Annotated in this window: 22 protein-coding genes and 4 tRNA genes; 5 read left to right on the plus strand and 21 right to left on the minus strand. The window is 46.9% G+C overall.

The features are described 5' to 3' along the window. Positions 1–37 precede the first annotated feature (37 nt). Entirely contained in the window at positions 38–2,899 is a 2,862-nt protein-coding gene (locus tag D8Y20_RS05905) for a hypothetical protein (protein WP_121542120.1), read from the plus strand. A gap of 537 nt (positions 2,900–3,436) precedes the next feature. Here D8Y20_RS05905 and D8Y20_RS05910 read toward each other — a convergent pair. The 21 genes from D8Y20_RS05910 to mpl all read right to left on the minus strand — a co-directional run bounded on the left by D8Y20_RS05910 (position 3,437) and on the right by mpl (position 22,744). After that, positions 3,437–3,513 (minus strand) — tRNA-Asp (locus D8Y20_RS05910). Between the two features lie 99 nt (positions 3,514–3,612). Beyond that, positions 3,613–3,688, minus strand: a tRNA-Val gene (locus D8Y20_RS05915). A gap of 63 nt (positions 3,689–3,751) precedes the next feature. Further along, a complete protein-coding gene (locus D8Y20_RS05920; RefSeq protein WP_121542121.1) occupies positions 3,752–4,024 on the minus strand; it encodes an HU family DNA-binding protein in 273 nt (90 codons plus the stop codon). An 81-nt stretch (positions 4,025–4,105) separates the two neighbouring features. Beyond that, positions 4,106–6,568 (minus strand): endopeptidase La, encoded by a 2,463-nt coding sequence (gene lon, locus D8Y20_RS05925; RefSeq protein ID WP_236075278.1) that lies wholly within the window; start codon positions 6,566–6,568, stop codon positions 4,106–4,108. Between the two features lie 162 nt (positions 6,569–6,730). Beyond that, the gene (clpX, locus tag D8Y20_RS05930) at positions 6,731–8,002 is read right to left on the minus strand and encodes an ATP-dependent Clp protease ATP-binding subunit ClpX (protein ID WP_121542123.1); all 1,272 of its coding nucleotides are present in this window, start codon (positions 8,000–8,002) and stop codon (positions 6,731–6,733) included. Then, complete coding sequence (gene clpP, locus D8Y20_RS05935) at positions 7,986–8,609, minus strand: ATP-dependent Clp endopeptidase proteolytic subunit ClpP (protein ID WP_121542124.1); 624 nt, start codon at positions 8,607–8,609, stop codon at positions 7,986–7,988. Before clpP ends, clpX begins: the two co-directional genes overlap by 17 nt. A gap of 125 nt (positions 8,610–8,734) precedes the next feature. Next, the gene (gene tig / locus D8Y20_RS05940; RefSeq protein WP_121542125.1) at positions 8,735–10,060 is read right to left on the minus strand and encodes a trigger factor; all 1,326 of its coding nucleotides are present in this window, start codon (positions 10,058–10,060) and stop codon (positions 8,735–8,737) included. Positions 10,061–10,121: 61 nt separating this feature from the next. Then, a tRNA-Leu gene (locus D8Y20_RS05945) sits at positions 10,122–10,205 on the minus strand. Positions 10,206–10,452: 247 nt separating this feature from the next. Beyond that, positions 10,453–10,851 (minus strand): RidA family protein, encoded by a 399-nt coding sequence (locus tag D8Y20_RS05950; protein WP_121542126.1) that lies wholly within the window; start codon positions 10,849–10,851, stop codon positions 10,453–10,455. Beyond that, the gene (locus tag D8Y20_RS05955; RefSeq protein WP_121542127.1) at positions 10,848–12,986 is read right to left on the minus strand and encodes a bifunctional (p)ppGpp synthetase/guanosine-3',5'-bis(diphosphate) 3'-pyrophosphohydrolase; all 2,139 of its coding nucleotides are present in this window, start codon (positions 12,984–12,986) and stop codon (positions 10,848–10,850) included. Before D8Y20_RS05955 ends, D8Y20_RS05950 begins: the two co-directional genes overlap by 4 nt. A gap of 51 nt (positions 12,987–13,037) precedes the next feature. Beyond that, complete coding sequence (gene rpoZ / locus D8Y20_RS05960) at positions 13,038–13,301, minus strand: DNA-directed RNA polymerase subunit omega (RefSeq protein WP_121542128.1); 264 nt, start codon at positions 13,299–13,301, stop codon at positions 13,038–13,040. 120 nt (positions 13,302–13,421) lie between these two features. Beyond that, positions 13,422–13,967 (minus strand): guanylate kinase, encoded by a 546-nt coding sequence (gene gmk / locus D8Y20_RS05965; protein WP_121542129.1) that lies wholly within the window; start codon positions 13,965–13,967, stop codon positions 13,422–13,424. Further along, complete coding sequence (locus D8Y20_RS05970; RefSeq protein ID WP_121542130.1) at positions 13,964–14,218, minus strand: YfhL family 4Fe-4S dicluster ferredoxin; 255 nt, start codon at positions 14,216–14,218, stop codon at positions 13,964–13,966. The genes gmk and D8Y20_RS05970 overlap by 4 nt, the downstream gene beginning before the upstream one ends. Positions 14,219–14,275: 57 nt before the next feature. Next, positions 14,276–15,295, minus strand: a complete 1,020-nt coding sequence (locus tag D8Y20_RS05975) for a hypothetical protein (RefSeq protein WP_121542131.1) — start codon at positions 15,293–15,295, stop codon at positions 14,276–14,278. Then, positions 15,292–16,593 carry a M14 family murein peptide amidase A gene (locus D8Y20_RS05980; RefSeq protein WP_236075279.1) on the minus strand — a complete coding sequence of 434 codons (1,302 nt, stop codon included), beginning with the start codon at positions 16,591–16,593 and terminating at the stop codon, positions 15,292–15,294. The genes D8Y20_RS05975 and D8Y20_RS05980 overlap by 4 nt, the downstream gene beginning before the upstream one ends. 24 nt (positions 16,594–16,617) lie before the next feature. Further along, complete coding sequence (locus tag D8Y20_RS05985; protein ID WP_236075280.1) at positions 16,618–17,478, minus strand: type III pantothenate kinase; 861 nt, start codon at positions 17,476–17,478, stop codon at positions 16,618–16,620. Then, on the minus strand, positions 17,475–18,440 hold the full coding sequence (locus D8Y20_RS05990; RefSeq protein WP_236075281.1) for a biotin--[acetyl-CoA-carboxylase] ligase: 966 nt from the start codon (positions 18,438–18,440) through the stop codon (positions 17,475–17,477). Before D8Y20_RS05990 ends, D8Y20_RS05985 begins: the two co-directional genes overlap by 4 nt. Continuing rightward, positions 18,418–19,326 carry a carboxylating nicotinate-nucleotide diphosphorylase gene (gene nadC, locus D8Y20_RS05995; RefSeq protein ID WP_236075282.1) on the minus strand — a complete coding sequence of 303 codons (909 nt, stop codon included), beginning with the start codon at positions 19,324–19,326 and terminating at the stop codon, positions 18,418–18,420. Before nadC ends, D8Y20_RS05990 begins: the two co-directional genes overlap by 23 nt. Positions 19,327–19,582: 256 nt before the next feature. Then, positions 19,583–20,260 carry a uracil-DNA glycosylase gene (locus tag D8Y20_RS06000; RefSeq protein ID WP_236075283.1) on the minus strand — a complete coding sequence of 226 codons (678 nt, stop codon included), beginning with the start codon at positions 20,258–20,260 and terminating at the stop codon, positions 19,583–19,585. Positions 20,261–20,308: 48 nt separating this feature from the next. Then, positions 20,309–21,256 (minus strand): class 1 fructose-1,6-bisphosphatase, encoded by a 948-nt coding sequence (locus D8Y20_RS06005; protein ID WP_121542135.1) that lies wholly within the window; start codon positions 21,254–21,256, stop codon positions 20,309–20,311. Between the two features lie 87 nt (positions 21,257–21,343). Continuing rightward, entirely contained in the window at positions 21,344–22,744 is a 1,401-nt protein-coding gene (gene mpl, locus D8Y20_RS06010) for a UDP-N-acetylmuramate:L-alanyl-gamma-D-glutamyl-meso-diaminopimelate ligase (RefSeq protein ID WP_121542136.1), read from the minus strand. A gap of 61 nt (positions 22,745–22,805) precedes the next feature. On the opposite strand from mpl, the gene D8Y20_RS06015 reads away from it, so the two are divergent. From D8Y20_RS06015 to D8Y20_RS06030, 4 genes are all read left to right on the plus strand, one after another. Continuing rightward, the gene (locus D8Y20_RS06015) at positions 22,806–23,477 is read left to right on the plus strand and encodes an alpha/beta hydrolase (protein ID WP_121542137.1); all 672 of its coding nucleotides are present in this window, start codon (positions 22,806–22,808) and stop codon (positions 23,475–23,477) included. 91 nt (positions 23,478–23,568) lie between these two features. Beyond that, positions 23,569–23,657: transfer RNA gene (locus D8Y20_RS06020), tRNA-Ser, on the plus strand. A 241-nt stretch (positions 23,658–23,898) separates the two neighbouring features. After that, positions 23,899–25,746 carry a hypothetical protein gene (locus D8Y20_RS06025; RefSeq protein ID WP_147434025.1) on the plus strand — a complete coding sequence of 616 codons (1,848 nt, stop codon included), beginning with the start codon at positions 23,899–23,901 and terminating at the stop codon, positions 25,744–25,746. Then, positions 25,706–26,362 carry a response regulator transcription factor gene (locus D8Y20_RS06030; protein ID WP_121542139.1) on the plus strand — a complete coding sequence of 219 codons (657 nt, stop codon included), beginning with the start codon at positions 25,706–25,708 and terminating at the stop codon, positions 26,360–26,362. Before D8Y20_RS06025 ends, D8Y20_RS06030 begins: the two co-directional genes overlap by 41 nt. The last annotated feature ends 38 nt before the right edge of the window (positions 26,363–26,400 follow it).

A 26,400-nucleotide genomic window follows, 5' to 3' on the forward strand; every position in this document is an offset into this window, starting at 1 on the left:
AGCACTCCCATAAACAAGCAACACAAGTGAGCCCACGATGAAAATACACAACTTACGTTCTGTCATTGCCGACAAACCTCTATTTTATCATCACATGGAATGGATCCTGATGCACCCGCGCTTCGGCTTCCTGATGATGGGTCTGATCGCCCTCTCCTTTACGCATAATCAAGTGCTGGCCACAGTGCTCTTTTTATTCTTTCTGGCCGAATTAGGACTCCGTATCGCCATCATCATCAACAAGCGTCAAACGAACCCCTACCGCTCATCGTTGAATCAAAAAATTGACGTACTGTTTCTTGTGCTCGATGTTATTGGTATTGCATCCCTGTTAATCACCATATTCAACATCCCGCTTGATGCTGAAAATATCGCTGCAGCACGCCTGATACGCGCTTGTTATCTATTGCGTACGCTACGCATGTTCCGTTATCTGGATCTGCAAAGCGCAATGTACTCGCCAACCTACGGCATGCTGATTTCGCTTATTATCCTGCTCTCATTTTTTGTTGAAGATATCATGATGTGGATCATCATCATTTTCTTCTCAGTCGAACTTGCTGTTCGCATGATTATTATGCGCAACATCGAATATGATTCGAAACAAGATAAAATCATGGAGTGGCTTTACTGGTGGGTCGATACCATAGCGACGATCGTCATGATCCCGGCATTCGCTTTCATCCCTTATGGTGCTGCACTGCGTATGTTACGACTGGTACGCCTGTTACGACCATGGATGGTCATTATTCGCAACCTTAAAGATGTTCTGCGTGAAGGACAGTTCATGCAGGAGATCAATCTGATCGTATTGCTATTGGCTGTGCTTTCGATTGGCAGCGGTGTCATCGGCCATTATACTGTCAAAGCCTTTGATTATACTCAGGATGGCATCATCAACATGGCCGATGATGGCATGTTTGCCCCCATCTGGTTTGCTTTCCGCATGTTCACAGATCCGGGCAATACTGTGCATTTTCCACAAGGTTCAGGCATTGCAATATTTTCCGTCGTCGCCGTCATTTTGGGCGTATTTATCTTTGCTTTTTTCATTGGTATCGGAGCACATATTGTCTCCGGGCTAATGGCAAAATTGCGCAATGAACGCTTAAACATCACGAACCACATGGTGATGTTGGGTTGGTCCAACGTATCCCCATTCATTGTGGAGCAGCTAAAAATCATCTCTGAACGCAGCTTTTCAAATCTAAAGTTAGTGGTTCTTAATAATAGTGAAAAAACACCCGAAGCATTGATCGAACACAGTTGGGTCTCATACCGTTGGGGTGAAACCGAAGACAAAAACTCACTGAGACGCATCAACCTCAGCCATGCCAGACAGGTCACTATCAATGTGCCTGACGGGTTTGGCAGCTCAGATAACCTGGCTTTTGCAAGCTATGCTTTGATCGCCGTGCGAAAAGCCCACCCGAATATCTATGTCAATGTTACAACACCCGGGCTTGCTGCACCGCATCTCGATTCCCACAAACATATGTTACAGGTTGGATGGGATACCACCGACTTTTACAACAAACCGACAGTGGTTTTATCGCAAGCAGATGTGCGCGCCAATATGTTCAGAAACATTCTTGTCTATAAAGATTTTGATCAGGTCATGGAACGCATGATGATCCCTGAACGCACTGAGGATTCATCTCTGCAAATCTCAGAATGGGGCGGATTACTACAACATGAAGATGGTCAAATCACATTGACTCTGCCGGATGAAAGTCAGTCTATGCCAGTCACAAAACTAGCCGCCAAACTACTTCTTCGTGGTGTCACGCTTGTTGCGATAAGTGATGACGAGGGACACCCTCACCCTATCTATACACTCGATAAACTTAAATTACCGATGCAAATACCTTCACTGCTTGGCATGGCCATCAGTGCCAACGCACTCTTCTCTGAATCGCTGTATGTCATCAAGCAGTGCGATCTTTATAGGGAAGAAACTCACACTACATATAGTCTCGATTTGCAACCTACCCAAACACACAAGCACCTCAAACTGCTCATTACCGGCTGGGTAGGTAGCCTTCCACTACTATTACAACGCATGCTTGATGACTTTGACACCATCGAATTAACCTTAATTGATGACTTGAGTGAAGCCGAATGCACTGATCAGCTGGCATATCTCCGTCGACGCGTAAATGAAACAGCCGGTGCGAATGAGCGCATTAAAATTGATATTGTACGCTGGAACTTTGCAGACATGAATTTCCTGCGCCCTTATGTCAAAAATGCCGATAAAATTCTGCTTTCACGTAGCCCTCATCTAAAGGCACATGCCTATGCGAGTATTTCTAGTGTACTTTCTCACCTGGTCACCATCATCAATGAGCAAGGCACCAATCCCGAGATTTACCCGGTATTGGAAAACAGGGCTCAAGCACAATTACTGCAGGAAGAGCTGCAACGATTTAATTTACCACATGAAATACATATCACTGTCCCCAGTGCGTTTTATGGCACGTATGCAGCCCATACCAGCTATCACATGTATAGAGTCGAAAATCCTGAAGCATATGAGCTACAACGCACCCTGCGCCATACTATTGACGATATGATGGGTGATACAGGCGATACTGATGAGATGGACATTCAGGTTCTTAGTGTAAACAGCCCCCTTCCTGAAGATGCTGAAGCACTCTTTGCACAACTATTGAGTGAGGGTTATGTCTGGATTGGTTATCGACTAAAAGATAGCTTTGTATGGAGCGACCCTATACAGAATGCCATTAGAAAGTTATTCCCACGCGAAGAAGATTACTCATGTTTACGCCAGCACCAAATCATCATCAATCCTTTTGGCAACCCGGTATCACGTTACTCATGGACAGAGTTCAGAGAAAACATCGTAGAATTGATTGTCATTTCTGAGCAAACTTAAAAGCGTTAAATATGGTCGTGGATCATCATTATCAACTTCTACACAAAAAGGTGATGATCACTTGTTCACTATTGCTCAAATAATGCTTCTGCGATGTTATGTGTCACCTTAAAAGAGGGTTAACTTGATTTATATCGGTACACCCGCCATCACAATAAAACAGCTTTTGCAGAGAAATAGTGAGACCGGATAATTCACCTGGTTCATTAAAAAATAATTACATAAAAAAAGCCTCCGATGTTTCCATCGAAGGCTTTCTATGTGGCGGAGCGGACAGAGACTACTTCGGGCATCCATGCCCTACGCCCTGCGGGCCGCCGTCGTACCTTCGGCGTTCGCATTGGCTTCCTGCCAATGCGTCGAACCCGAACACGGCTTACTTCAGGCATCCATGCCTTCCGCCCTCCGAGCCGTCACGCTGTAACGTTCAGATTGACTATCCTGACAATCTGTCTCACCCATCCACTCAGTTCTTCTACAGCTCAAAATATATTGCATAAAAAAAGCCTCCGATGTTTCCATCGAAGGCTTTCTATGTGGCGGAGCGGACGGGACTCGAACCCGCGACCTCCGGCGTGACAGGCCGGCATTCTAACCAACTGAACTACCGCTCCAGCGGTTCGGTGCGCAAAGTAATCATTTACGAACCTAAAATCAACCCTAAAGATTGATCTCAAAACAAGCTTCATTTAACACGCTGAAACCTGCCAAAATGGTGGGCGCTGCAGGGTTCGAACCTGCGACCTACGGCTTGTAAGGCCGTTGCTCTCCCAGCTGAGCTAAGCGCCCGAATAAAAACAAGGGCTTCCGTAGCCCTTGTTTAAAGAAAGTGGGAAAACCCACTCTCGGGATTTATTTAACTGCGTCTTTCAGAGCTTTACCAGCTTTGAATTTTGGAGCCTTTGAAGCCGCTACTTCGATTGCTTCACCCGTACGTGGGTTGCGCGCTGTGCGAGCTGCACGATCGGCTACTGAGAATGTACCAAATCCTACCAGGCTGACTGCATCGCCACCTGCTAAAGTACTTGTGATACCGCCAATAACTGCTTCAACAGCATCGCCTGCTGCTGCTTTACTCAAACCAGCTGATGATGCTACATGGTTAATCAATTCTGCTTTATTCATCATTCCTCCCGCCACATTTAATGGGATGCGAACTATACGCAAGCTACCCCATGTCCTGTCAACTTATTTTTTATTATTTTGTTAATGTGCTACTGCCGGGTTATCGTCAACGTTATCAGGCAGTTTATCATCTAAATAAATGCCTGCAACGAGCCCAGGAACAAAACTTGTGGCCATACTTATACCCACTGGCATTCGAGTCAAGGCATGGTCTAACACCTCATCCATATGACCCACAACATGCACTTCAAGGCCTGCTAAAACATCTGCATGGATGTCCTTTAAATCCTTTGCGTTTTCCTCAGGGATGATCGCTTCAGTTAAACCTCCACGATGGGCTGCCAACAACTTCTCTTTAAGACCACCAATGGGTAAAGCCTTACCTCGCAGCGTGATCTCTCCGGTCATACAAACATGTTTCTTGACCGGAATACCTGTCAGGGCAGAAACAATCGATGTTGCCATCCCCAGGCCAGCAGATGGCCCATCTTTCGGAATAGCTCCTTCCGGGACATGCACATGAATATCTACATGTTGATGAAAGTCCGGTTTTAAACCCAAGGGTTCAGCACGCGAACGCACATAGGTCAAAGCTGCCTGAATAGACTCCTGCATGACATCGCCCAACTGACCAGTCACGGTCAATTTACCTTTACCGGGCATTAGGGCCGTTTCAATCTGAAGCAGCTCACCACCGACTTCCGTCCAGGCCAGCCCTGTCACCACACCTACCTGATCATGCTCTTCTGCCAGTCCGAATCTGTACTTGCGCACGCCTAGATAGGTTTCAATATCCGCAGCAGTTAAATTGAACGACCCCTTATTCTCTGATTGCACAACATTGCGTGCGACTTTCCTGCACAGCTTGGCCAAGGTACGCGATAAACCACGCACACCAGCTTCACGGGTGTAATACCGCACCACTTCAGTCAATGCAGAATCATCCAGACTAAGCTGAGATTCTTTCAATCCGTGGTTTTTACGCTGTTTTTCCAGCAGGTAACGACGTGCAATCTCGAACTTTTCACGCTCTGTATAACCTGAGATACGAATGATCTCCATACGATCCAATAATGGCCCCGGAATATTCAAGCTATTGGCAGTGGTAATAAACATCACTTCGGAGAGATCGTAATCCACTTCCATATAGTGATCATTAAAGGTGTGATTCTGCTCTGGATCCAATACTTCCAACAATGCAGAAGATGGATCTCCACGGAAATCAGCCCCTAATTTATCTATCTCGTCAAACAAAAAGAGTGGGTTTTTGGTGCCCGCTTTTTTCATCGACTGAATCACTTTACCCGGCATGGAACCAATATAGGTACGGCGATGACCACGAATTTCAGCTTCATCACGCACACCACCCAAACTCATGCGCACATATTCACGCTTAGTCGCGCGTGCAATAGATTTAGCCAGGGATGTTTTACCTACACCCGGAGGGCCCACAAAACAGAGAATCGGGCCTTTCATTTTACGCACCAGTTTAAGTACAGCCAAATGCTCCAGCACACGTTCTTTGACCTTTTCCAGACCAAAATGATCTTCATCCAGCACCTTTTCAGCTACTGTAATGTTTTTCCCAACACGTGAACGTTTTTTCCATGGAATATCAAGCAACCAATCCAGATAGTTGCGCACCACCGTTGCTTCCGAACTCATCGCCGGCATCATTTTCAAACGTTTAAACTCTGTTTCAGCCTTCTCTTTTGCTTCAGTGCTCAAGCCTGATTTTTGAATTTTCTCTTCCAACTGCTGCAGATCACTTTCGCCATCTTCATCACCCAGCTCTTTCTGAATCGCCTTCATCTGCTCAGACAGGTAATAATCGCGCTGGCTCTTCTCCATCTGACGCTTCACACGGCCACGGATGCGCTTATCCACCTGCATCAGTTCCATCTCATCTTCCATGTGTCCATACAAACGTTCCAGACGCTCAGTAACACTTGCGATTTCAAGCAGAGCCTGCTTCTCCTCAACCTTAAGGTTCAGGTGCGCTGCAATGGTATCAGCCAGCTTATCCGGCTCATCAACTGCTGAGACAGACACCATCACTTCAGGAGGCAGCTTCTTATTCAACTTCACATAGGCTTCAAACTTTTGAATCAGCGAGCGCGCCACATTCTCCTGCTCACGTTCATCCTCGCTCACTTCAGGCATCAAGGTATAGTGACCACACAGATAGTCCTCTTGTGAGGTCAATTCATCGACCAACAAGCGGGGGCCACCTTCAACCAACACCTTGATCGTACCATCAGGTAACTTTAGCAGCTGCAGAATATTGCCGAGTGTGCCAACGCCGTACAGTTCATCAGCACCAGGGTCATCATGAGAAGCATCTTTTTGCGCCAGCAGCAAAATCTTTTTATCAGAGGCCATCACCTCTTCCAGTGCTTTGACTGATTTATCGCGGCCAACAAACAATGGCACAATCATATGTGGAAACACGACAATATCGCGCAATGGCAGAACGGGAAGAACTCCCTCCTGCTCGGATTCAGCGTTCAAATCTTTGGCTTCGTCATTTACCCATTCGGCCACGTGGTACTCCTCATTACAGAAAAACATGCCGCTCCGGGCATATTAAGATACATACAATTCAGCAAAACTTCAGCGCATATACTGGCCGATTGCATGCTAATTTTATTCAACACTATTCATGTTTCTATTCAGAACACTCTGGTGCAAACACCCAGGTGAGCTTCAGGATGCAGCCTCAATGGGCTGAGCATCACCATCACCCGCCAACAATAACAGCGGTTTGCTCTTTCCTTCCACAGCATCACGATTCACGATACACTTCTCTACACCTGTCATGGTTGGAATATCATACATCACATCCAGCATCACCGATTCCAGGATTGCACGCAATCCACGCGCGCCTGTTTTACGTTCTATCGCTTTTTCTGCAATAGCTTCAAGTGCGCCATCACTAAAGGATAACTCAACACCATCGTAAGCCATCAAGGCACCGAACTGTTTGGTCAATGCATTTTTTGGTTCAGTTAAAATACGCAACAGAGCCTCTTTATCCAATTGACTCAATGTTGCAACAGCCGGCAAACGACCTACCAGTTCAGGGATCAGTCCGAATTTAATCAGATCTTCCGGCTCCACCTGACTTAAGGTGACACCAATATCTTTTTCATCTTCAGTCGATACTTCTGCGCCAAAACCAATCGATCGGCCCTTACCTTTAGCTTCAATCAATTTTTCCAAGCCAGCGAACGCACCACCAAGCACAAACAGTATATTGGTAGTATCTACCTGCATGAATTCTTGTTGTGGATGCTTACGCCCACCTTGTGGTGGTACTGCCGCGACAGTACCTTCAATCAATTTCAACAGCGCCTGCTGAACGCCTTCACCGGACACATCACGGGTAATCGAAGGACCTTCAGCCTTACGTGATAATTTATCCACTTCATCAATATAAACGATACCGCGCTGGGCTTTCTCAATATCGTAATCCGCCGCCTGTAACAGCTTCAGGATAATGTTCTCCACATCTTCACCGACATAACCTGCTTCAGTCAGAGTCGTTGCATCAGCCATCACAAATGGCACATCAAACACACGTGCCAGGGTTTGTGCCAACAGTGTTTTACCACATCCCGTCGGGCCTAATAACAGCACATTGGATTTGGAAATTTCGACTTCGTCTTTTTCATTATGCGCAATACGTTTGTAGTGGTTATAGACAGCGACCGACAACAATCGTTTAGAGGATTCCTGACCAATAACATACTCATCAAGAAAAGCTTTGATTTCTGATGGGCGAGGGAGACCAGTCTCTTCCTTGATCTCTTTTTTATCATCGGACAACTCTTCAACGATAATTTCGTTGCATAACTCAATGCATTCATCACAGATAAACACAGTAGGGCCGGCAATTAATTTTTTCACATCATGCTGTGATTTTCCGCAGAATGAGCAAAATAAAGTATTGTCGCCACTGCTACTCTGAGTCGTCATCCGAACCTCCGGCTGCGCCCAATTCTGCACGGGAAGACAGCACATCATCAACCAAACCGTAATCTTTCGCCTGTTGTGCGGTCAAGAAATAATCCCGCTCCACATCATCAGATAATTTTTCCAACGGCTGCCCTGTATGCTCTGCCATCATCTCATTGAGTCGCTGCTTAAGACTTAAAATTTCACGTGCATGAATTTCGATGTCAGTGGCCTGACCCTGAAAACCACCCAGAGGCTGATGGATCATAATGCGCGAATTAGGTAGGGAAAAGCGTTTTCCTTTTGCCCCCGCCGCCAACAAATGGGCGCCCATACTAGCAGCCTGACCGATACAAAGTGTGGAAACATCACAACGGATATATTGCATGGTATCATAAATTGCCATACCAGCAGTCACCAAGCCACCCGGACTATTGATATACAGGTAGATGTCCTTATCAGGAGATTCAGATTCCAAGAATAACAACTGGGCGACAATCAAGTTAGACATATGATCGTCAACCTGACCATTCAGAAAAATAATGCGCTCTTTAAGCAGACGAGAAAAGATATCGTAAGAACGCTCTCCTCGGGCAGTATGCTCAACAACAACCGGAACTAGACTCATGTGTTCTCCTGTTTAATCAAACGGCTTATAGCCACCCAATCATCAAAACTCTGCGACTCACCATAAAGCCAATGATCAATAAAACAATATTTTGCAAAAGTCATTCCTGAATCAAAGCGACCTTTTTATTGTGCTTGCTCGGCTTGCCAATCTGATAGTGATGTATTCGCGGCTGTGGTTGTAGCCTTCTCAACAAGATAAGCGATACATTTACGCTCAAGCAGAGCATCCTGCATAGATGCAACCTGCTCTTTCTGGCTCTTGATCCATGCTTTAAACTGATCGCGCTGCTCTTCAGGATACTGCTGTGATTGACGATCCATCTCCGCTTCCAACTCAGCATCATCCACATTCAGATCCGCTTTTTCGCGCACCTGCTGCAACAAAATCGATAATTTCAAACCACGCTCAGAACGTGTGCGAATTTCCTGAATGAACGCTTCATCCTTAAGCATTTCTTCTGGCGTTTCCATGCCCTGTTCTTTCATGTTGGCCAATACACGCTTAGCCGACTCCTGCATATCCTGCGCGATCAATGGCTCAGGTAACTCCATGGCATTGGCTGCGATCAAGGCATCCAGCGCTGCATCGCGTGTAGTGCTATAAGACGCCTGCTCAGCTTCTTCAGCCAAACGTTTCTGAGCATCCGCATTCAAGGCAGCACCATCTTCAAATCCAACCAGAACTGCCAACTCATCTTCATTTTTGGCGGTGATTGGCTTGCCTACAGTCTTAATATGCGTAGCAAACTCAGCTGCTTTACCAGCCAGGTGGGCTGCCTGATAATCTTCCGGAAAACTCACTGTGACAACAACATCATCACCGGCCTTCTTACCGATCAACTGCTCTTCAAAGCCCGGTATAAAACGTGCTTCACCCAACACCAGCGGCACATCTTCACCCTTACCACCATCAAATGCTTCACCATCAATAGAACCGACAAAGTCGATATGTAACTGATCACCATTTTCAGAAGCACGTTCTGCTTCAATCTCAAATTTTACCTGCGATTTCATTAAACGCTCAATAACCTGTTCAATATCAGCATTTTCAACAGTTACAGTAGTTTCATTGAATGCCAGCTTACTCACATCAGCCAATTCTACTTCCGGCCAGGTAGCTACTTTCATGGTGAATTCAAAACCTTCTGCAGACTGTACGGATGGAATATCGATCATAGGCTGCACAGCAGGCTTCAAACCGGATGATTCTATGGCTGTGACATAATGTGACTGAATCAGTGCAGATACTGTTTCTTCATGAATCTTAGGACCGAACTGCTTCTTAATGACATGAGCAGGTGTTTTACCCGGACGGAAACCCGGTAATTTAGCCTGGCTAGTGAGTTTTTTCATCTGGTCAGCATACACGCGATCATATTCGCCCTGTGCTACAGTAACATGTACTTCGTATTCATGCGTTGCAAGTTCTTTCACATCGGTCTTAATCATTGAATTCTCCATTCGGACATTAAAAAAAGGATGCTCTGAAAAATCAGAACATCCATATGTATGGTACGAGGGGGGGGACTCGAACCCCCACATCATGGATACTGGTACCTAAAACCAGCGCGTCTACCAATTCCGCCACCCTCGCATATAAAAAACGTTGTAGCTAAAAAGTAGTGACTGCTTAATATTACAACAGTCAAAACCAACCGAAAAGAGGAGTGAAGTAAAAGCCACTCCGCCAAAACGGATGCGAATCATGCCACCAGCTTAAGCGAAATCAAGAACTCTCACGTCACAAACCAGAAAAACAGACAAAAGCCAACGCAAACGAGTACCTTTTAAACATCATCACACCCACGCATACAACGCGGCTTACGGAAATGACACGGCCTTCACGCTGTTGAATCAAGCATCCTAGCGGTCACATCCATCTCAACTAGCGCCCCTAACGGCAATGCCGCTACTGCCACTGTCGCTCGCGCAGGTCGGTGCTCACCCAGCCAGTCTGCATAAATAGCATTCACTTTGGGAAAATCATTCATATCCACAAGGAATATATTTACTTTCAGAATATCATTCAAATCTGCTCCTGCTTCAGCCAGCACAGCAGTCAAATTTTTTGTCACCTGTTGAGCCTGAGATTCCACACCATCACCCACAAGCGTGCCCTTTTGGGGATCAAGGCCAATTTGACCGGAAGCGTACAACACACCACCGGATACTACCGCCTGACTATATGCCCCCACAGCTTTAGGTGCCTGTTCTGAATGAATCACTTTAATCACACTCATTTTTCACTTCCTTTCTTGTGATGATTTCGGCCGGCAAAGAAGTCACGCAGCGTTTCACCCAGCGCACGAGTCTCCGGCTTACCACTTAGACCAATACGATTACGTCGACTCACGCTCACAATACCGTCAATAGACTTGATAGCTCGCAGCACACGCGCCAAATGCACACGATCTTCCACTTCAACAAGGTATAGCAGCTCGGTCATCGAACCGCCACGCTGATTTAATTTCAAATCTTCAATGCTCGAACCCGCATCAGCAATACAGCGTGTCACATCCGCCAGCATGCCGCGCCTATTGAGCGAACGGGTTTCAATCCCTGTCCTGAACAACTGTCCCGGTTGAGGCTGCCAATCCACTTCAAGCCAATCCAATGACTCACCATCCATCACCGCACTGCATTTACTGTGATGTAATGTCATGCCTTCACTGGCATTCAGATGCCCCACCACACTATCTCCAGGAATAGGATGACAACATTCAGCCGCATGCATGTAGGTGCGTTTCATACCCGTCAACTTAAATGGCAACGAACGCTTCTGCGGCATTGCATCAAACAGCGTATGTATAGCGAGAACACCACTGCCTAAACGCATCTTGAGTTCATTGATATCAGCACACCCACATAAGGTCAGCACTTCAGCACTAACATCCTTAACGCCCACGCTTTCTTGCAGAATTTTCTCTCCCATACGAATACTGCTATGCCGCTCCTGCCGGCGGAACCACTGGCGAATAGCCTGCTTCGCTCTTGGCGTCTTAACATATTGCAGCCATTGACGGCTAGGGGTTTGATCAGGACTGGTCATCACTTCAATCTGATCACCGTTGCGTAACCGCGCGGAGAAATCAGACACTTCACCATTGATACGCACGCCCACACAATGCTGTCCTACATCTGTATGTACTGCGTAAGCAAAATCGAGTGGCTTCGCACCACGCGGCAAGGAATAAATATCTCCATCAGGACTGAATACATACACTTCTCTCACGAACAGATCCAGGCGCACATTTTCAAGCAATTCACCTGGATTATCAGCGTCCTTAAGCACCTTCGTCAGTTGCTTCAGCCACTGGAAACTATCTTGATCTTTGCTATCGACCCCTTTTTTATACACCCAATGCGCCGCGACGCCATCTTCAGCGTACACATGCATTGCCTCGGTACGAATCTGTACTTCTATACGAAAGTTTTCAGGCCCGATAACCACCGTATGCAGAGACTGATAGCCATTGGGTTTTGGTATGGCGATATAGTCCTTAAAGCGCCCCGGCACAGGCCTATACAGGCTATGCACCACACCAAGAGCCTGGTAACACGTTGTCATATCTTCAACAATCACCCGGAAGGCTAATAGATCAAAAATCTCTTCAAAGTTCACATGCTTGCGCTGCATTTTTTCATGGATGCTATACAGATGCTTCATGCGCCCCTGCACCTCGGCTTTTAAGCCCTGCCGCAAAAGCGCCTGCTGAATCACACTTTCCAAACGTTCACGCGTTTGGTTCAAGCCCTCCAGGCGATCCTGGATTTCTGCCAGCAGAGCTTTGTAAGCATCTGTCTCCAAGTAAGAGAAGACCAAATCTTCCATCTCTTGCTTGATCCAGTGAATGCCAAGACGATGGGCGAGAGGCGCATAAATCTCCAGTGTCTCTTCACCAATAGCTTTGCGCTTATGTTCCGGCATAAATCCAAGCGTACGCATATTATGCAGACGATCCGCCAGCTTCACGATCAACACACGTAAATCTTTAGCGGTCGCTAAGATCATCTTGCGGAAGTTTTCCGCCTGCTTCTGCTCTTTAGATGAGAAATGAATCTTACCGATTTTGGTCACACCATCGACAAGACCTGCCACATCAGCACCAAAATGCCGCTCAACATCAGCCAGACTTACGTTGGTATCTTCAACGGTATCGTGTAGTAAGCCTGTAATAATAGTAGATGCATCCATACCCAGACTGGATAAAATATCGGCAACAGCCAAAGGATGCGTGATATACGACTCACCGGAATTACGGACTTGGCCAGCATGTGCATGCGCTGCAAACACATAAGCCTGATTGATAAGATCAATATCAGCATTTGGTGCGTATGCAGCTACGCGTTCAGTAATTTCATAAATTCGGCTCATAATTCAGAGCAATCGCTCAGAAAGCCTCTAAATAGACAAAAAGTGCGAAAATCAGGCTGCGCCTTCAGCACCTTCTTCTTCTGCAAAAGCAGCCTGTCGGCGACGCTCCTGATCATCCTGCTCGAACAGTGAATCCCATGACACAAAACCTTCACCCATTTCACGCAATGCCTGTACAGCAGGCTTATCACCTTCGGTTTCAAGCATTGCAGGCAGGCCATTCAATAACTGACGGGCACGGCGCGCTGAAAGTAAAACCATTTCAAAACGATTAGGGTAATAACGAACACAATCTTCTACAGTAACACGAGCCATCAGGCTTACCTCCAAACAAAAAAACAATGAATATGGTCTGGAAGATAGGAGTGGACAGGCAAATTGCAACCACAGAACTATAAAAACACTTTACAATGTAGTAATCTGAGGTGCTTATACCTACCTAATAATCTCCAATAAGCGCTTAAGAGCCAAATCAAAATCATCATTTACCACACTGTAGTGCGCTTCATCTGCATGTGACATTTCTGTTTCAGCAGCAGCAACACGGCGCTCAACCACATCGGCACTGTCCTGATCACGGGAGATCAAGCGCTGACGTAATACTTCAACCGACGGTGGTAAAATAAAGAGACGCACTGCGGCAGGAATCTTTTCAGCCACCTGCTGTGCCCCCTGCCAATCAATTTCCAATAATACATCAGAGCCATTGGCCAGCATGGTTTCAACATCAGACTGCCGCGTGCCATACATGTTACCATGCACATTGGCCCACTCCAGAAAAGCCCCCTGAGCGGATTGTTTTTCAAATATCTCTGTTTCGAGAAAATGATATTCCCGGCCATCCTCTTCACCAGGGCGAGGGCTACGCGTAGTACAGGAAACTGCCAGATGCAGATCAGAACACTGCGCGAGTATCTCTTTGCACAAACTGGATTTGCCTGCGCCAGATGGCCCTGAAATGATAAACAGACGCCCGGTCATGCAGGTTTCCCCGTCAATTGCTCATATTTTTGAAGCAGATGATCATGACTCTCCTCTCGCTCAGGATCCAGCGGAATGCAATCCACCGGACACACCAACTGACATTGCGGCTTATCAAAATGACCAACGCATTCAGTACAGAGATCCGAATCAATTTCAAAGATCTCTTCACCTTCAAAAATTGCCACATTCGGACATTCGGGCTCGCAGACGGCACAGTTAATGCAATCATTTGTAATTATTAATGCCATGACCACCTCCTATAAAACGCCTGTAGCGAAAGCCTGCGAGCATGCACGCGACACCCATTACGCGCCATCACCTTCATACAGGATCAACCATGGTTCAGAGCTGTTTTTCCGTGCCATATAAAGTTGTTTGTGACTCTCTGCATTAAAATCATTCGATTGATAACGTTGGTTAAACACAACCAACACAGCCTCACCGTCTTGCCCCTTATCAGCACTCGGAATGATCTTTATATCCGATAACGTAACCTTGATAAACGATTTACTACCGTTCACCCGCCGTTTGTATGCAACCCAGGAGTTATAATCATGTTTCAAGGTTTTGAATGATTTATGATAATGCCTCAGGTAGGCCTTACTATCGCGTGACTCCCAATCTTCACGCCAGATTTCTATAGCAGCACGCACCGATTGATAAACATCCGCCGGAGACGACTCCTTGCTCTCAACCACAACAGCTGGCGCAGGCTCTACTTTCGTATTTTGCGACGCTTTTGGCTCCGCTGAGACATGGGTTTCAGTTGGCTGCGGCGTCACGGCAGCACGAGGCTGCACCAGGCTGGCCACCTTGACCGGAGCAATGGCCACCTCTTTAACGACAGCAGGCTTATGCACTACAGCTTGCAAGGCAGAAGGTTTTGCGCTGCTCACGCGTTCCACAAATGCATTTAAACGCGTATTGGCCTTATCCAAACCGTCTGTGATACGTGCCCGTTTGAGTGCTCCAATATCATCATTCACCGCATGCGCATAATGGCCAGCCCGATCCGCGGCCTCAACAGACTGTCGGCGATACGCCTCAGCCTTGATTAAGGCTGCCAACTGATTTTTCTTCACGGCCTCTGTATTTAAAAAGGCCAACGCTTGAGCTGTACTGCCCTGGTTCATTGCCATCGTCGCCAGAAAAATTTCCCGCTCCCCTAATGCCAGCGACTGCACCACTTCACTATCACCGGATTTAAGTAACTGATAAACATCCTGCTTACTCATTCGACTGGCAGTAGCATCGGTCACTTGTAAGGGAATACACAACCAAGCTAACACCAATAAAAACAGATATTTCGTCTGCATTTTTTTCATTCCTCGCCTACCGAACCTTTAATTTCTACCATCGAATCATGTTGGCCTGAAATAACTGGCATGGCCGCTATTTCAGCCTTCTCTTTTTCATTCAACCGCGGTGATGCCAACAACATCTGTGTCGTTTCATCAAATGCCCCATACCCCTTCATGGTCACATCCTTGGGAATGTTATATCGCAACCAACGCACCAAATCCATCCACATCTTTGAAATATCTTGCGCTGCAGGCATAGAACCTGCCGAGGCTAATTCAACCGTAATCACAGGAATATCATGCTGTTTACCAGCAAAATTACCGAGAGAACCGGGGAAAGCACCTAGTCGCTTCAAGCGCAGAGAACCCATTTTACCCGGTGCAACTGGAGGCCCATCATAATCAAGCAAACCATAAGGCGCATGCACAGAGATAATGGCATCAGGCTTAAATGTACGAATCTCTTCATATAACCAGCGACTCTCGGGCTCACTCAGTGGTTCAACACCAGGATTCCGACGTGGATCATTGCCTGTTTGATGCCAATAAACCCCGGTATTCTTGTACCAATCAGGTGTAGGCATATTGCGATTCAAATCAACACCGCGCGCATTCAGTCGAGCAGAAGGGCTACTAAGCAACAAACCATCCGGGTTCATCAACGGTGAGACATGCCAGTGAAACAGGCCTGAATGATATTTATCCAAGGTTTGCATCCACTTGAACACCACACTGACAGAGGCGTATTCATCGCCATGCATACCACCAATCAACAATACCCGCGCAATAGGTTTACGCTGTTCCAACAGCGGTGGATACTCCTTGATCAATATTGCCTGCCCCCTGACAGAGCGTTCGCCAGTATCAGTCAGGTGAACAGCCAGGCAATGCTTAATCGTTACACTGCCAAGTTTTTTTCCTATTCTAGTGCACTCATCAACCATCGGATCGGTGGCTATTTTACTCTCACTGATTGCAGGTTTGATTTCACTAATTACAGGTTTGGGCTCACTGACTACTGGCTTGATCTCACTGATTGAAGGTTTGCTCTCACTGGCTACAGGCTTGGCCTCACTGATCGCAGATCTATCCTCTGTCCTTGCAACTCCAGCCTCAACGAATGCTGCCTGAGCCTCGGGAGCTCCGGCTGATGCACCCTTTGCCAAAACCGATTCAACATGAACAGATAACACCGTCATTAGCACAGCTACAACACAACAAAAGTATGAAAAAGAACGAGACAAAGGCAACTCCACTGATATACGTCGAACGATAACTATCGGATGCTGATGTGCCAATGACCAGGCGAGATCTCTTTTCAACGGCTCGCCTGCGAAAACAAGGTGCTATGCAACACGCGCAACAAAATGCTTTTGCGCCAACAATTGCAAACCGGACAATGTCAGATGAGGCAGGTGATGATCTACCTCGGGCAAATCAGCAATCAGTAGTGAAACCAGCCCCCCGGTAGCAATCACCGGAGCATGTAGATAACCGGGCTCCCGTTTCAATCGCTTAATCAGGCCAGAGATAGCATCCACCGCCGCCCAGTAACTACCGGACTGCAGACTACTGGTGGTATCACGCCCAATCAGCACTTCAGTGCGTTGAATCGAGACTTCCGGCAGCTTGGCAGCACGACGACATAGTGCCGTAAGTGCCAACTCAACGCCCGGCAAAATAAGCCCTCCGGCGTAATGACCATTCGGTGAAATCATATCAAATGTCGTCGCTGTACCGCAATCCATCACAATGGCCGGCGAACCGAACAACTCACGCGCGGCAACCGCATTCACAATACGATCTGCCCCGACCTCTCGAGGGTTTTTGTAATCCACCGCCATACCGGTTTTCACATCAGCAGAACCGACAAAAATAGCCCGTTTACCACAAACACGCTGACAAGCATCTGCCAGCGTCACATCCAGATGCGGCACCACACTGGCAACCATAATACCCTGCACCTGATCAGCGGCCAGGCCCGACTGTTCGAACATACCGTGTAACTGCAAAGCCAATTCATCAGATGTAAGTTGACGCTCACTGGATAGACGCCAGTGGGTGATCAGCATATCCCCCTCAAACAGTCCAAATACCATTTGCGTGTTGCCAATATCCACCACCAGTAGCCTTTGCTGCTTTTCCACAGAGATTGGATTCATATCTTTTTCGCTCTTCTCATTTCCGCACAATTCATTTTCAATCATAACAATTCCAAATCTCCGGCAATAATACGCTGAACACCCGCGTCGGTTTTCAATAGCAGCGCCCCATCATCATCCAAAGCACTCGCCACACCTTCAATATAACCATTACCATGATGCACGCGCACCTTATCGCCCGACGCTGCATGCGCCTGCCACCAAGCCTTACGCAACGGAGCAAAACCATGCTTCAGGTATATCTCATACCATTGATCCAATGCACTCAACACAGCAACAGCAATCTCAAGCTTGTTGATACGCTGATGTGAAATACTCTCCATATCTGTCACTTTTTGCGTGATATCAGCAGGCCAACCATCCATTGGTGATTTCAAGTTAATACCAAAACCGAGTACTACAGCATTTACCCGACCGGGCTCCGCCCGCATCTCAGTAAGAATACCGGCCACTTTTGCACCGCCGCACAACAGGTCATTGGGCCACTTGATACGTATATCCGGAGCATAGTTACTTAATGCATCGTGCAGCGCTACAGCCGTCAACAATGACAACTGCGGCACGTGTTCAGGTGCCAAATCAGGCCGCAACAACACGCTTCCAGCCAGCGATTCAGGCATCGTGTGCCATCGGCGTCCTAGACGCCCCTTACCACTCAACTGCCGGTTAGCAAAAATAACCAAGCCTTCATCAGCACCGGCTTCTGCCTGCTGCATAATATCCTGATTGGTCGAACCGGTCTCTTCCAACACCAGCACATGCTGGCCAATACGCTGGGTAGAAAGCTTTGCCTGCAACAGACCTGCGCTAAACACATTCGATTTCAACACATAACCTTTGCCTGCATGTGCCTGAATATCGGCACCGCTCTTTTTTAGTACTTGAATATGTTTCCATACCCCCGTACGCGACAGCCCCAATTCCCTTGCTAAATCATCACCTGAAACAGGAGAACCGCTCATCCCCAGTCGGGTCAGGATATGTTCACGCGCCTGATGCATTCGCATCCTGTTGTGCGTTGATAATACGCATGGATAGATCAAGTGATGGTGCGGAGTGGGTGATTGCTCCAATGGCAATGCGATTGACACCCGTCAAGGCATAATCATGGGCATTATGCAGGGTAATATTACCACTGGCTTCAAGTAGAATAGAATCAGGCACCAGGCCCCTGGCCTGCGAAACGGTCGCTGGTGACATATTATCCAACAAAATAATGTCAGGACAAACGGCAACCGCCTCACTCACCTCCTGCAGTGTTTCACATTCCACTTCAATCCAGCTGTCATGCCCAGCCTGATAGCATGCATGAATGGCATCGGTAATCGAACCGCAGGCTTCAATATGATTTTCCTTGATAAGCATACCACTGCGTAAATCCATGCGATGATTTACACCACCGCCATGCAATACAGCTTGCTTCTCCAAATGCCGGAAACCCGGCGTAGTCTTTCGCGTATCTGCAATTTTGCAGTCCGTGTCCGCAACAGCATCGACAAATTGTCCGGTCGCCGTCGCAATGCCCGACAGGTGTTGTAAAAAATTCAAGGCGGTGCGCTCTGCTGCCAGCAATGAACGTACTGAACCATGCAGTTCACAAATCAGATCCCCTACTTGCACACGATCCGCATCAGCACAGCGCCAGTCACACACTATACTTGCGTCCACAGCTGCAAACACAGCATTTGCCAGTGATACACCTGAGAGTGTGCCTGCCGACTTGGCAGTAATGGTCGCCGTACCAACCATATCAGCAGCAATCGTCGCAACGGCTGTCAGATCATCAAATACAGCATCTTCTTGCAATGCGGCCTGAATGAGATCGAGAGGGAGATCAGCGGGGTGTTTGTCTGTAATCGGCCCGTCCGAGGCCATGTCAGATGAAATATTCATGGAGCAACCCTAAGAATCAGCCCAATGAATGGAAGCAAGGATTCATGGCCCTATAGGGCAATCGTATTAAACAGATAAAAACATTCACCGCAAAGGACGCAGAGTGACGCAAAGTAAAGGCAAAAAAAGGCACTCCGACTTCTTACGTTCTGGGTTATTATTCAGCACTGTTCACCAAGCAGTCATTCCCGAGTTCCTCTATCAGGAATCCAGGGTCTGACCTATAAACCCCCATTTTCGAGGAGATGGTGAATATTTATTCAGAGATTTTCAATGCCTGGAAACGAAGCTTTAACTGCATCATATCCTGCCAGCTTTTTTGCTTCTGACGCGGAGAACGTAACAGATAAGCAGGATGATAGGTCACCCACACCGGAATACCCTGAAATTCGTGCCAGCTACCACGCAACGCACCCAGCGTGTCATCCGTTTTAAGTACCGTTTGCGCCGCTACGCGACCCAGCAAGCAGATCATTTTAGGCTGAATAATATCCAGCTGTTGCTCAAACCAGAGTTTGCACGCCTGCACCTCATCCGGCCTTGGATCACGATTATTGGGCGGACGGCACTTGATGCTATTCATTATATAAACATTATCACGGTCCATACCGATGGCATGCAACATGCGATCCAACAGTGGACCGGAACGGCCAACAAACGGCTCACCCTGAAGGTCTTCATCTTGCCCGGGCGCCTCACCCACAAACAACAGATCCGCGTGAGAATTACCAGCTCCAAAGACAACCTGAGTACGTGTATCTGCCAATGCACAAAGCCGGCAGCTGGATGCATCTTCACACAATGCATCCAGTGTCTTGAAATTGGCTGAATCAATTTCTACATTCTGAGCAGTATCATTGTGCTGCGCATCAGGATGAATATATTCGCTGGTTTTCTCTGGCCCGAAAGAAAGAAGGGAAACCGGCGTATGCACGCCGATTTCCCTTAAATACGTTTCGAGAAAGAGTGCTTTTTCCGGCACTTAACCCAGTAGCGCGTCTACATTGGTGTTAGAACCAAGATAAACAGGTACACGCTGATGCAGAGCTTCTGGCTCAATATCAAGAATCGCGATACCACTGCTCATGGCTTTACCACCGGCCTGTTCCATAACAAAGCCCATCGGAATCGCTTCGTATAGCAAACGCAGTTTACCAGTTGTATTTTTACTATCGGCTGGATATAAAAACACGCCACCCTTAAGTAGAGTACGGTGCATATCTGCCACCATGGCGCCAACATAACGCATGCCAAGACCTGTTTCAGCTTTCATAGCAATGAGTTTATCGCCCATACCGTCAGCCCAATCACTCTTGTTGGATTCATTAACTGAATAATATCCACCGGTCTCCGGAATACGCATATCAGGATGGCTTAATTCAAAGCGAGCAACTGCAGGATTGAAGGTATAACCATGCACACCGTCACCCACGGAACAGACCAGCATCAATGATGGGCCATACAACACATAACCTGCGGCAATCACTTCACGACCACTTTGCAATGTATCCGAAACGTGCGGACGCTCTGAATTGGCTGTTTTACGCTTCACAATGGAGAAGATCGTGCCAACAGGACCATCAACATCCAGATTAGATGAACCATCAAGTGGATCAACCAACACCAAATAATCGGCATGTGAATATTCTTCAATCACCAGTAGCTCTTCCTGTTCTTCAGAACCTACCGCACAGATAAAGCCGGTTGAGCGCATCTCTTCCAGAAAGATCTCATCGGACAACACATCCAGCATTTGCTGCTGCTCGCCCTGTATATTTTCACTACCTGCTCCGCCCAAAGCGCCTCTAAAAACAGCACCGCGCAGCACCGCAGCAATCTCAATAGCTGCACGACCTACGCCTTGAATCACAGGCATCATGGCTGCGCCATGGTCTCCCTGTTTGGCAATATTGTTCATTGTACTTGGCATATCCCCTCCAATGTTGATGTTCGCAAAAACGAGCTCATACTAGCCAAAAGTGGCCTTGAATACAAAAGCTGTCATCTGTTGAATGATTTAAACCGCTTCCATCGCATCCAGCAAACGCTGATGAATGCCATCAAAGCCACCATTTGACAGCACCAGAATGTGATCATTCGGCTCTGCTCCAGCGGCAATATAATCTACAATAGACGCCACAGAACCGAGCAAACGGGCATGCGATCCAATCTGATTACAGACAGCTTGTGCATCGAGTATTTCATCCGGTTTCAAATTACGGCGCGATGGTTCAGCAAACACCACACGATCTGCAGCATCAAAGCAGAGTGGCAAACGATCCTGATGAATGCGTGTGCGCATCGTATTCGACCGCGGTTCTACTATGACCCATAATTTACCATGACTACCTGTTTGCACCATACTGGCTTTAGCCGCCGTCACCATACCCGCAATGGCGGTAGGATGATGGGCGAAGTCATCAAATACTTTAATGCCGCGTGTTTCGCCAACCAGTGTCATACGACGGCGAATACCTGAGAATGAGCTCAGGGCTGCACAAATTGTATCTGCATGAATGCCCAGCGACGTTGCTGCAGCAGATACAGCACAAGCATTGGCTACATTGTGTACACCAATCATGTGCCATGTAGTTTCAATGACCACATCACCATGATGATATAACCTGAACGATGAACCATCTTCAGCGCTTGTCTCCCATTGCCACTCAGCCCCGCTATGGCCATAACGGGCAAATGCAATCAAGGGCGTCCAGCAACCACGTCTCAGCACATCGGACACATGCTCTTCATCGGCATTGGCGATGATCGTACCTGTTGCCGGCACAGTACGTATTAAATGATGAAACTGTGTTTTGATAGCTTCAAGGTTAGGGAATATATCGGCATGATCATATTCCAGATTATTCAAAATCAGTGTGCGAGCATGATAGTGCAAAAATTTGCTACGCTTATCGAAAAAGGCGGTATCATATTCATCACCTTCCAACACAAAGGTTTCACCTGCACCAAGTCGGGCTCCACCACCAAAATCTTCGGGCACACCACCAATCAAGAAACCGGGCTCGGCTCCTGCCACCTGTAAGACATGCGCCAACAACGAGGAAGTTGTCGTTTTACCGTGCGTTCCCGCCACCACCACAGCATGTCGGCCCTGCAAAATATGATTACCAACAAACTCAGGCCCTGAACAATACGCAAGGCCCGCATCTAAAATAGCCTCCACCTCAACATTACCACGGCTCATAGCATTACCGATCACACAAAGGTCTGGTTCAGGCTGCAAATTCGCCACATCAAATGGCGCAATGCGCACACCCAATTCCTGTAGATAATCAGACATGGGGGGATATACACCCGCATCTGAACCCGTGACGTTCCAACCCTGTGATTTTGCCAGTGCTGCAATCGCCGCCATGGCAGTACCGCAAACACCAAGAATATGTATATGTTTTTCCATAGGCCTAAGTGAACCACAAAGCGACAAAGACACAAACTATTTATTGCGGCATGATTGCCACATGACACTACATCCCCTTTCCCATCTTACTGTTGATACGGGTGAAAATCCGCAAGCCAGCGTAATCTGGCTGCATGGTCTGGGCGCTGACGGCCATGATTTTGAACCAATCGTACCTCAACTGAACTTGCCAAAAGAGCTCGCTGTGCGTTTTATTTTTCCGCATGCACCATCCATGCCGGTCAGCCTGAATGGTGGCTATATCATGCCTGCATGGTACGACATCGAACAAAGCGACCTTGGCATCGAACATGATCGCGATGGTATCATGCAATCAGCTCAGTCCATTCAAATGCTCATTGAACAAGAACAGATGCAAGGCGCTCCTACTCACCGCATTATTCTGGCGGGTTTTTCTCAAGGTGCCGCCATGGCCCTTCATGTTGGTCTGCGTCAATCTACCCCCCTGGCTGGCATTGCGGCACTTTCAGGCTATCTATTATTGCCCACTGAAACAGACACGTGGCATAGCAATAGTAAGGAGACTTCTATCTTCATGGCCCATGGCGTACATGATCCAGTGGTGGCATATGCCCTGGGTGAGCGTTCATATCGGAAACTGAAAGATCAGGATTATGACGTACAATGGCACAGCTATCCGATGCAACACAATGTCTGCCCGGAAGAAATCAACCATATTGGCAAATGGATCACCGGCCTCCTTTCAGAATAAGCCCACGCAAACATCCGCTTTTTAATTTCATCACACGCTTGCGATGTCAGTAATATCACCCTACTATCCGCCGCCCTCAGAAATGAGGCATGGAGAGATGTCTGAGTGGCTTAAGGAGCACGCTTGGAAAGCGTGTGTACTATAATGGTACCGAGGGTTCGAATCCCTCTCTCTCCGCCAGCTAGTCAAAGCCACCAGCAATGGTGGCTTTTCTTTTTTCTAAAGCCTAATTACGACCTCTTCCGACCCTCTCTATATGCTCTATGGATGGCTTCATAGAGGACTAAATATGCAGTGCTGTAAATTATATTTTTATCTCATTGCAGCCGCATCTTTAAGGCGGATAAGCTCATCGTCTGAATAACAATGAAAGCAAGATATAGTTGTGCATAAACAACTATTGGTCTCTATATTGTAACTTATGTATTTATTGACTCGTAAATGCCTTGCCAGCGTCACCCTTTGCCTAGCATTGGTTTTGCTATTTATTGCAGATGAAGTCATTGCCAATGAATCTCAACATGCACCCATCATTGAAATAAACAGCGCACAATTTATAGCTTCAACGTCTAAGGCACCGCCATCGTTTGAAAATGCTGAAACGGTGTTGCTACCCCACAAATGGAATGCAACCGACTACTCCAGCGGCTGGTTTGAACTTACCTGGCAACAACAACGAAGCGACGAAAATCTATCAATATACCTGCCTCGATTAAACATGAATGCAACGGTTTATTTAAATGGTGAACTCATCGGCAACGGCGGCAGAACAGAGACTCCTGTTGCACGCCACTGGCATTCACCCATGTTTTTCATCTTGCCCGCCAGCTTGATCAAAGAGGGCATCAACAACATCCAAATCAGAATCGTCACCTCCCAACCCGGCACCGTAGGGCTTCTTGATCACGTGCAGGTTGGGGCCTTGAATACCCTGCAAGATACCTACGAATATGCATACTTCTCCGGTTATGGAATCAATCTCGCAACTGTCTTTATATCATTTCTTGTAGGCATCATTATTTTCTTCCTCTGGTTGCTCAGAAGGGAAGGAGAATATCTTTGGTTCGCTATCGTCAACCTGGTTGCAGGATTTAGTTATCTGAACAATGTGATCGTTTCCATTCCTATTTCCACCTATCTTTGGGAGTGTGTCATGCAGATCTCCATTGGTTGGATTCCTGCATTAATGGCCGTTTTCATCCACTTCCTAATCGGCCATCCATGGCCTCGAAGCGACAGGATTATCTGTGCACTGGGATTTGGATTTATACCTCTGATCTTTTTTGTTGAACCCCAATCCATTTTCCTTACGGCAAAGTTCTGGCATGGCATCGCTTTTATTGGCGGAGTTGCAGCACTGATTGAGCTTATCATTTATCTAAAGCGTGAAAAAAGTGGCGCACTCTACCTTGTATGGGGATGTATTCTCCTGATAAGTATATCCGGAGGTCATGATCTGATTACCGTTCATAGTGGAGTGTCTCAGCCTTGGCTCACCTATACACCCATCCTGATGACGATGGGTATTTTATCGCTGCTCGTGCATCGCTTTGCGATGAATTCAAGAGCACTGGAACATACAAACCTGACACTGGAAACGCGCATAGCAGAAGCCCAAAAGAAGATCGAAAGTGACATGCGTTTGATTGCAGATATGGAACGACATCAGGCCATTCTACAAGAGCGATCTAGAATTTTTCGAGATTTACATGATGATTTAGGCGCAAAAATTTTATCGCTGGTATATAAAAGCGAGAACAATGAGCAAAGAACGCTTGCGCGTGAAGCAATGACTGAATTAAGAAAAATCATTGAAAGTGGTGATTCTGAAGAAATTCAATGCAAAAGCATGATGTTGATCTGGCGTAAAGATTGTGTCAAAAGAGCAATAGAGGCTGGTGTATCGATCTCTTGGCCAAGCTGGAATACTGCTACTGAGATCATTCTTAGTCCGGAGGTTGCCACTCAAGTTAGCTTTGTGTTGAGGGAGGCTATGACAAACGCCCTTAAATACCGCAGTGGAAAAAATATCTGTATTAGTATGAGATACAGCGATAGCTGTATGCTAATTTCGATCAAAAATGATGTGGACTCTGAATGCATCATTAGTGAATCCGGGCATGGCATCAAAAACATGAAAAAACGAATTGCATCACTTGGAGGGGTAATCAAATGGAAAATATATCGATCAAAAAAGTGCTGTGTTCTTTGGGCCATACCGTTGAATCATGATAAATCAATTGCAAGTAAACAAAGTATTACTGCTTGAAGATCATCCTCACGCCCAGGAGTGGCTGAGTAATGCAATTATCTCGGCATTTGGTGAGGATGTTGACATTGATGTGACCGCCAGCGTTGAAAAAGCCAAGCAGATGCTCACGTCGAACATTTATGGGCTGGTAATTTCTGACCTTCATGTGCCAGACGGTTCAGGTATTGAGTTGGTGTTCAGCAGCAAACAAATCAATAGTGCATGCCCATGCGTCATAGCCACGATATATGCAGATGATCAACATCTGTTTCCTTCGCTACAAGCAGGAGCAGATGGCTTTATCCTAAAAGATGAAGGGATAGAAGAGATTACTGACATGCTACGAGGCATTCTGGATGGAAAACCGCCAATTTCAGCGGAAATAGCTTCGCGAATGTTACAGCACTTCCATAAAGACCTTGGTCATAGTGATAATCCAGCCGTCGCATTAACACCGCGAGAAAAAGAAATTCTTCAGTATTTAGCCAAAGGGATGACAACGAAAGCGTGTGCTAAACTCATGGGTATTGGTTATTTCACAGCCTCTGAATATATTAAAAATGTTTACCGCAAGCTTGGTGTTCATTCCAGAGCAGAAGCTGCAATGGAAGCTGTAAGATTAGGAATGGCTTAGCGCTGATCGCATTAAAATAATCACACCAGAGTGATCAT

The sequence above is a fragment of the Mariprofundus sp. EBB-1 genome (assembly GCF_003665155.1).
Lineage (GTDB): Bacteria > Pseudomonadota > Zetaproteobacteria > Mariprofundales > Mariprofundaceae > Mariprofundus.

Bases quoted from the DNA above. Each gene is read 5' to 3' on its own strand.
- D8Y20_RS05905 (WP_121542120.1), top strand. From the start codon at position 38: ATGAAAATACACAACTTACGTTCTGTCATTGCCGACAAACCTCTATTT.
- D8Y20_RS05920 (WP_121542121.1), bottom strand. From the start codon at position 4,024: ATGAATAAAGCAGAATTGATTAACCATGTAGCATCATCAGCTGGTTTG.
- clpX (WP_121542123.1), bottom strand. From the start codon at position 8,002: ATGACGACTCAGAGTAGCAGTGGCGACAATACTTTATTTTGCTCATTC.
- clpP (WP_121542124.1), bottom strand. From the start codon at position 8,609: ATGAGTCTAGTTCCGGTTGTTGTTGAGCATACTGCCCGAGGAGAGCGT.
- tig (WP_121542125.1), bottom strand. From the start codon at position 10,060: ATGATTAAGACCGATGTGAAAGAACTTGCAACGCATGAATACGAAGTA.
- D8Y20_RS05950 (WP_121542126.1), bottom strand. From the start codon at position 10,851: ATGAGTGTGATTAAAGTGATTCATTCAGAACAGGCACCTAAAGCTGTG.
- D8Y20_RS05955 (WP_121542127.1), bottom strand. From the start codon at position 12,986: ATGAGCCGAATTTATGAAATTACTGAACGCGTAGCTGCATACGCACCA.
- rpoZ (WP_121542128.1), bottom strand. From the start codon at position 13,301: ATGGCTCGTGTTACTGTAGAAGATTGTGTTCGTTATTACCCTAATCGT.
- gmk (WP_121542129.1), bottom strand. From the start codon at position 13,967: ATGACCGGGCGTCTGTTTATCATTTCAGGGCCATCTGGCGCAGGCAAA.
- D8Y20_RS05970 (WP_121542130.1), bottom strand. From the start codon at position 14,218: ATGGCATTAATAATTACAAATGATTGCATTAACTGTGCCGTCTGCGAG.
- D8Y20_RS05975 (WP_121542131.1), bottom strand. From the start codon at position 15,295: ATGAAAAAAATGCAGACGAAATATCTGTTTTTATTGGTGTTAGCTTGG.
- D8Y20_RS05985 (WP_236075280.1), bottom strand. From the start codon at position 17,478: ATGATTGAAAATGAATTGTGCGGAAATGAGAAGAGCGAAAAAGATATG.
- D8Y20_RS05990 (WP_236075281.1), bottom strand. From the start codon at position 18,440: ATGCGAATGCATCAGGCGCGTGAACATATCCTGACCCGACTGGGGATG.
- nadC (WP_236075282.1), bottom strand. From the start codon at position 19,326: ATGAATATTTCATCTGACATGGCCTCGGACGGGCCGATTACAGACAAA.
- D8Y20_RS06005 (WP_121542135.1), bottom strand. From the start codon at position 21,256: ATGCCAAGTACAATGAACAATATTGCCAAACAGGGAGACCATGGCGCA.
- mpl (WP_121542136.1), bottom strand. From the start codon at position 22,744: ATGGAAAAACATATACATATTCTTGGTGTTTGCGGTACTGCCATGGCG.
- D8Y20_RS06015 (WP_121542137.1), top strand. From the start codon at position 22,806: ATGACACTACATCCCCTTTCCCATCTTACTGTTGATACGGGTGAAAAT.
- D8Y20_RS06025 (WP_147434025.1), top strand. From the start codon at position 23,899: ATGTATTTATTGACTCGTAAATGCCTTGCCAGCGTCACCCTTTGCCTA.
- D8Y20_RS06030 (WP_121542139.1), top strand. From the start codon at position 25,706: ATGATAAATCAATTGCAAGTAAACAAAGTATTACTGCTTGAAGATCAT.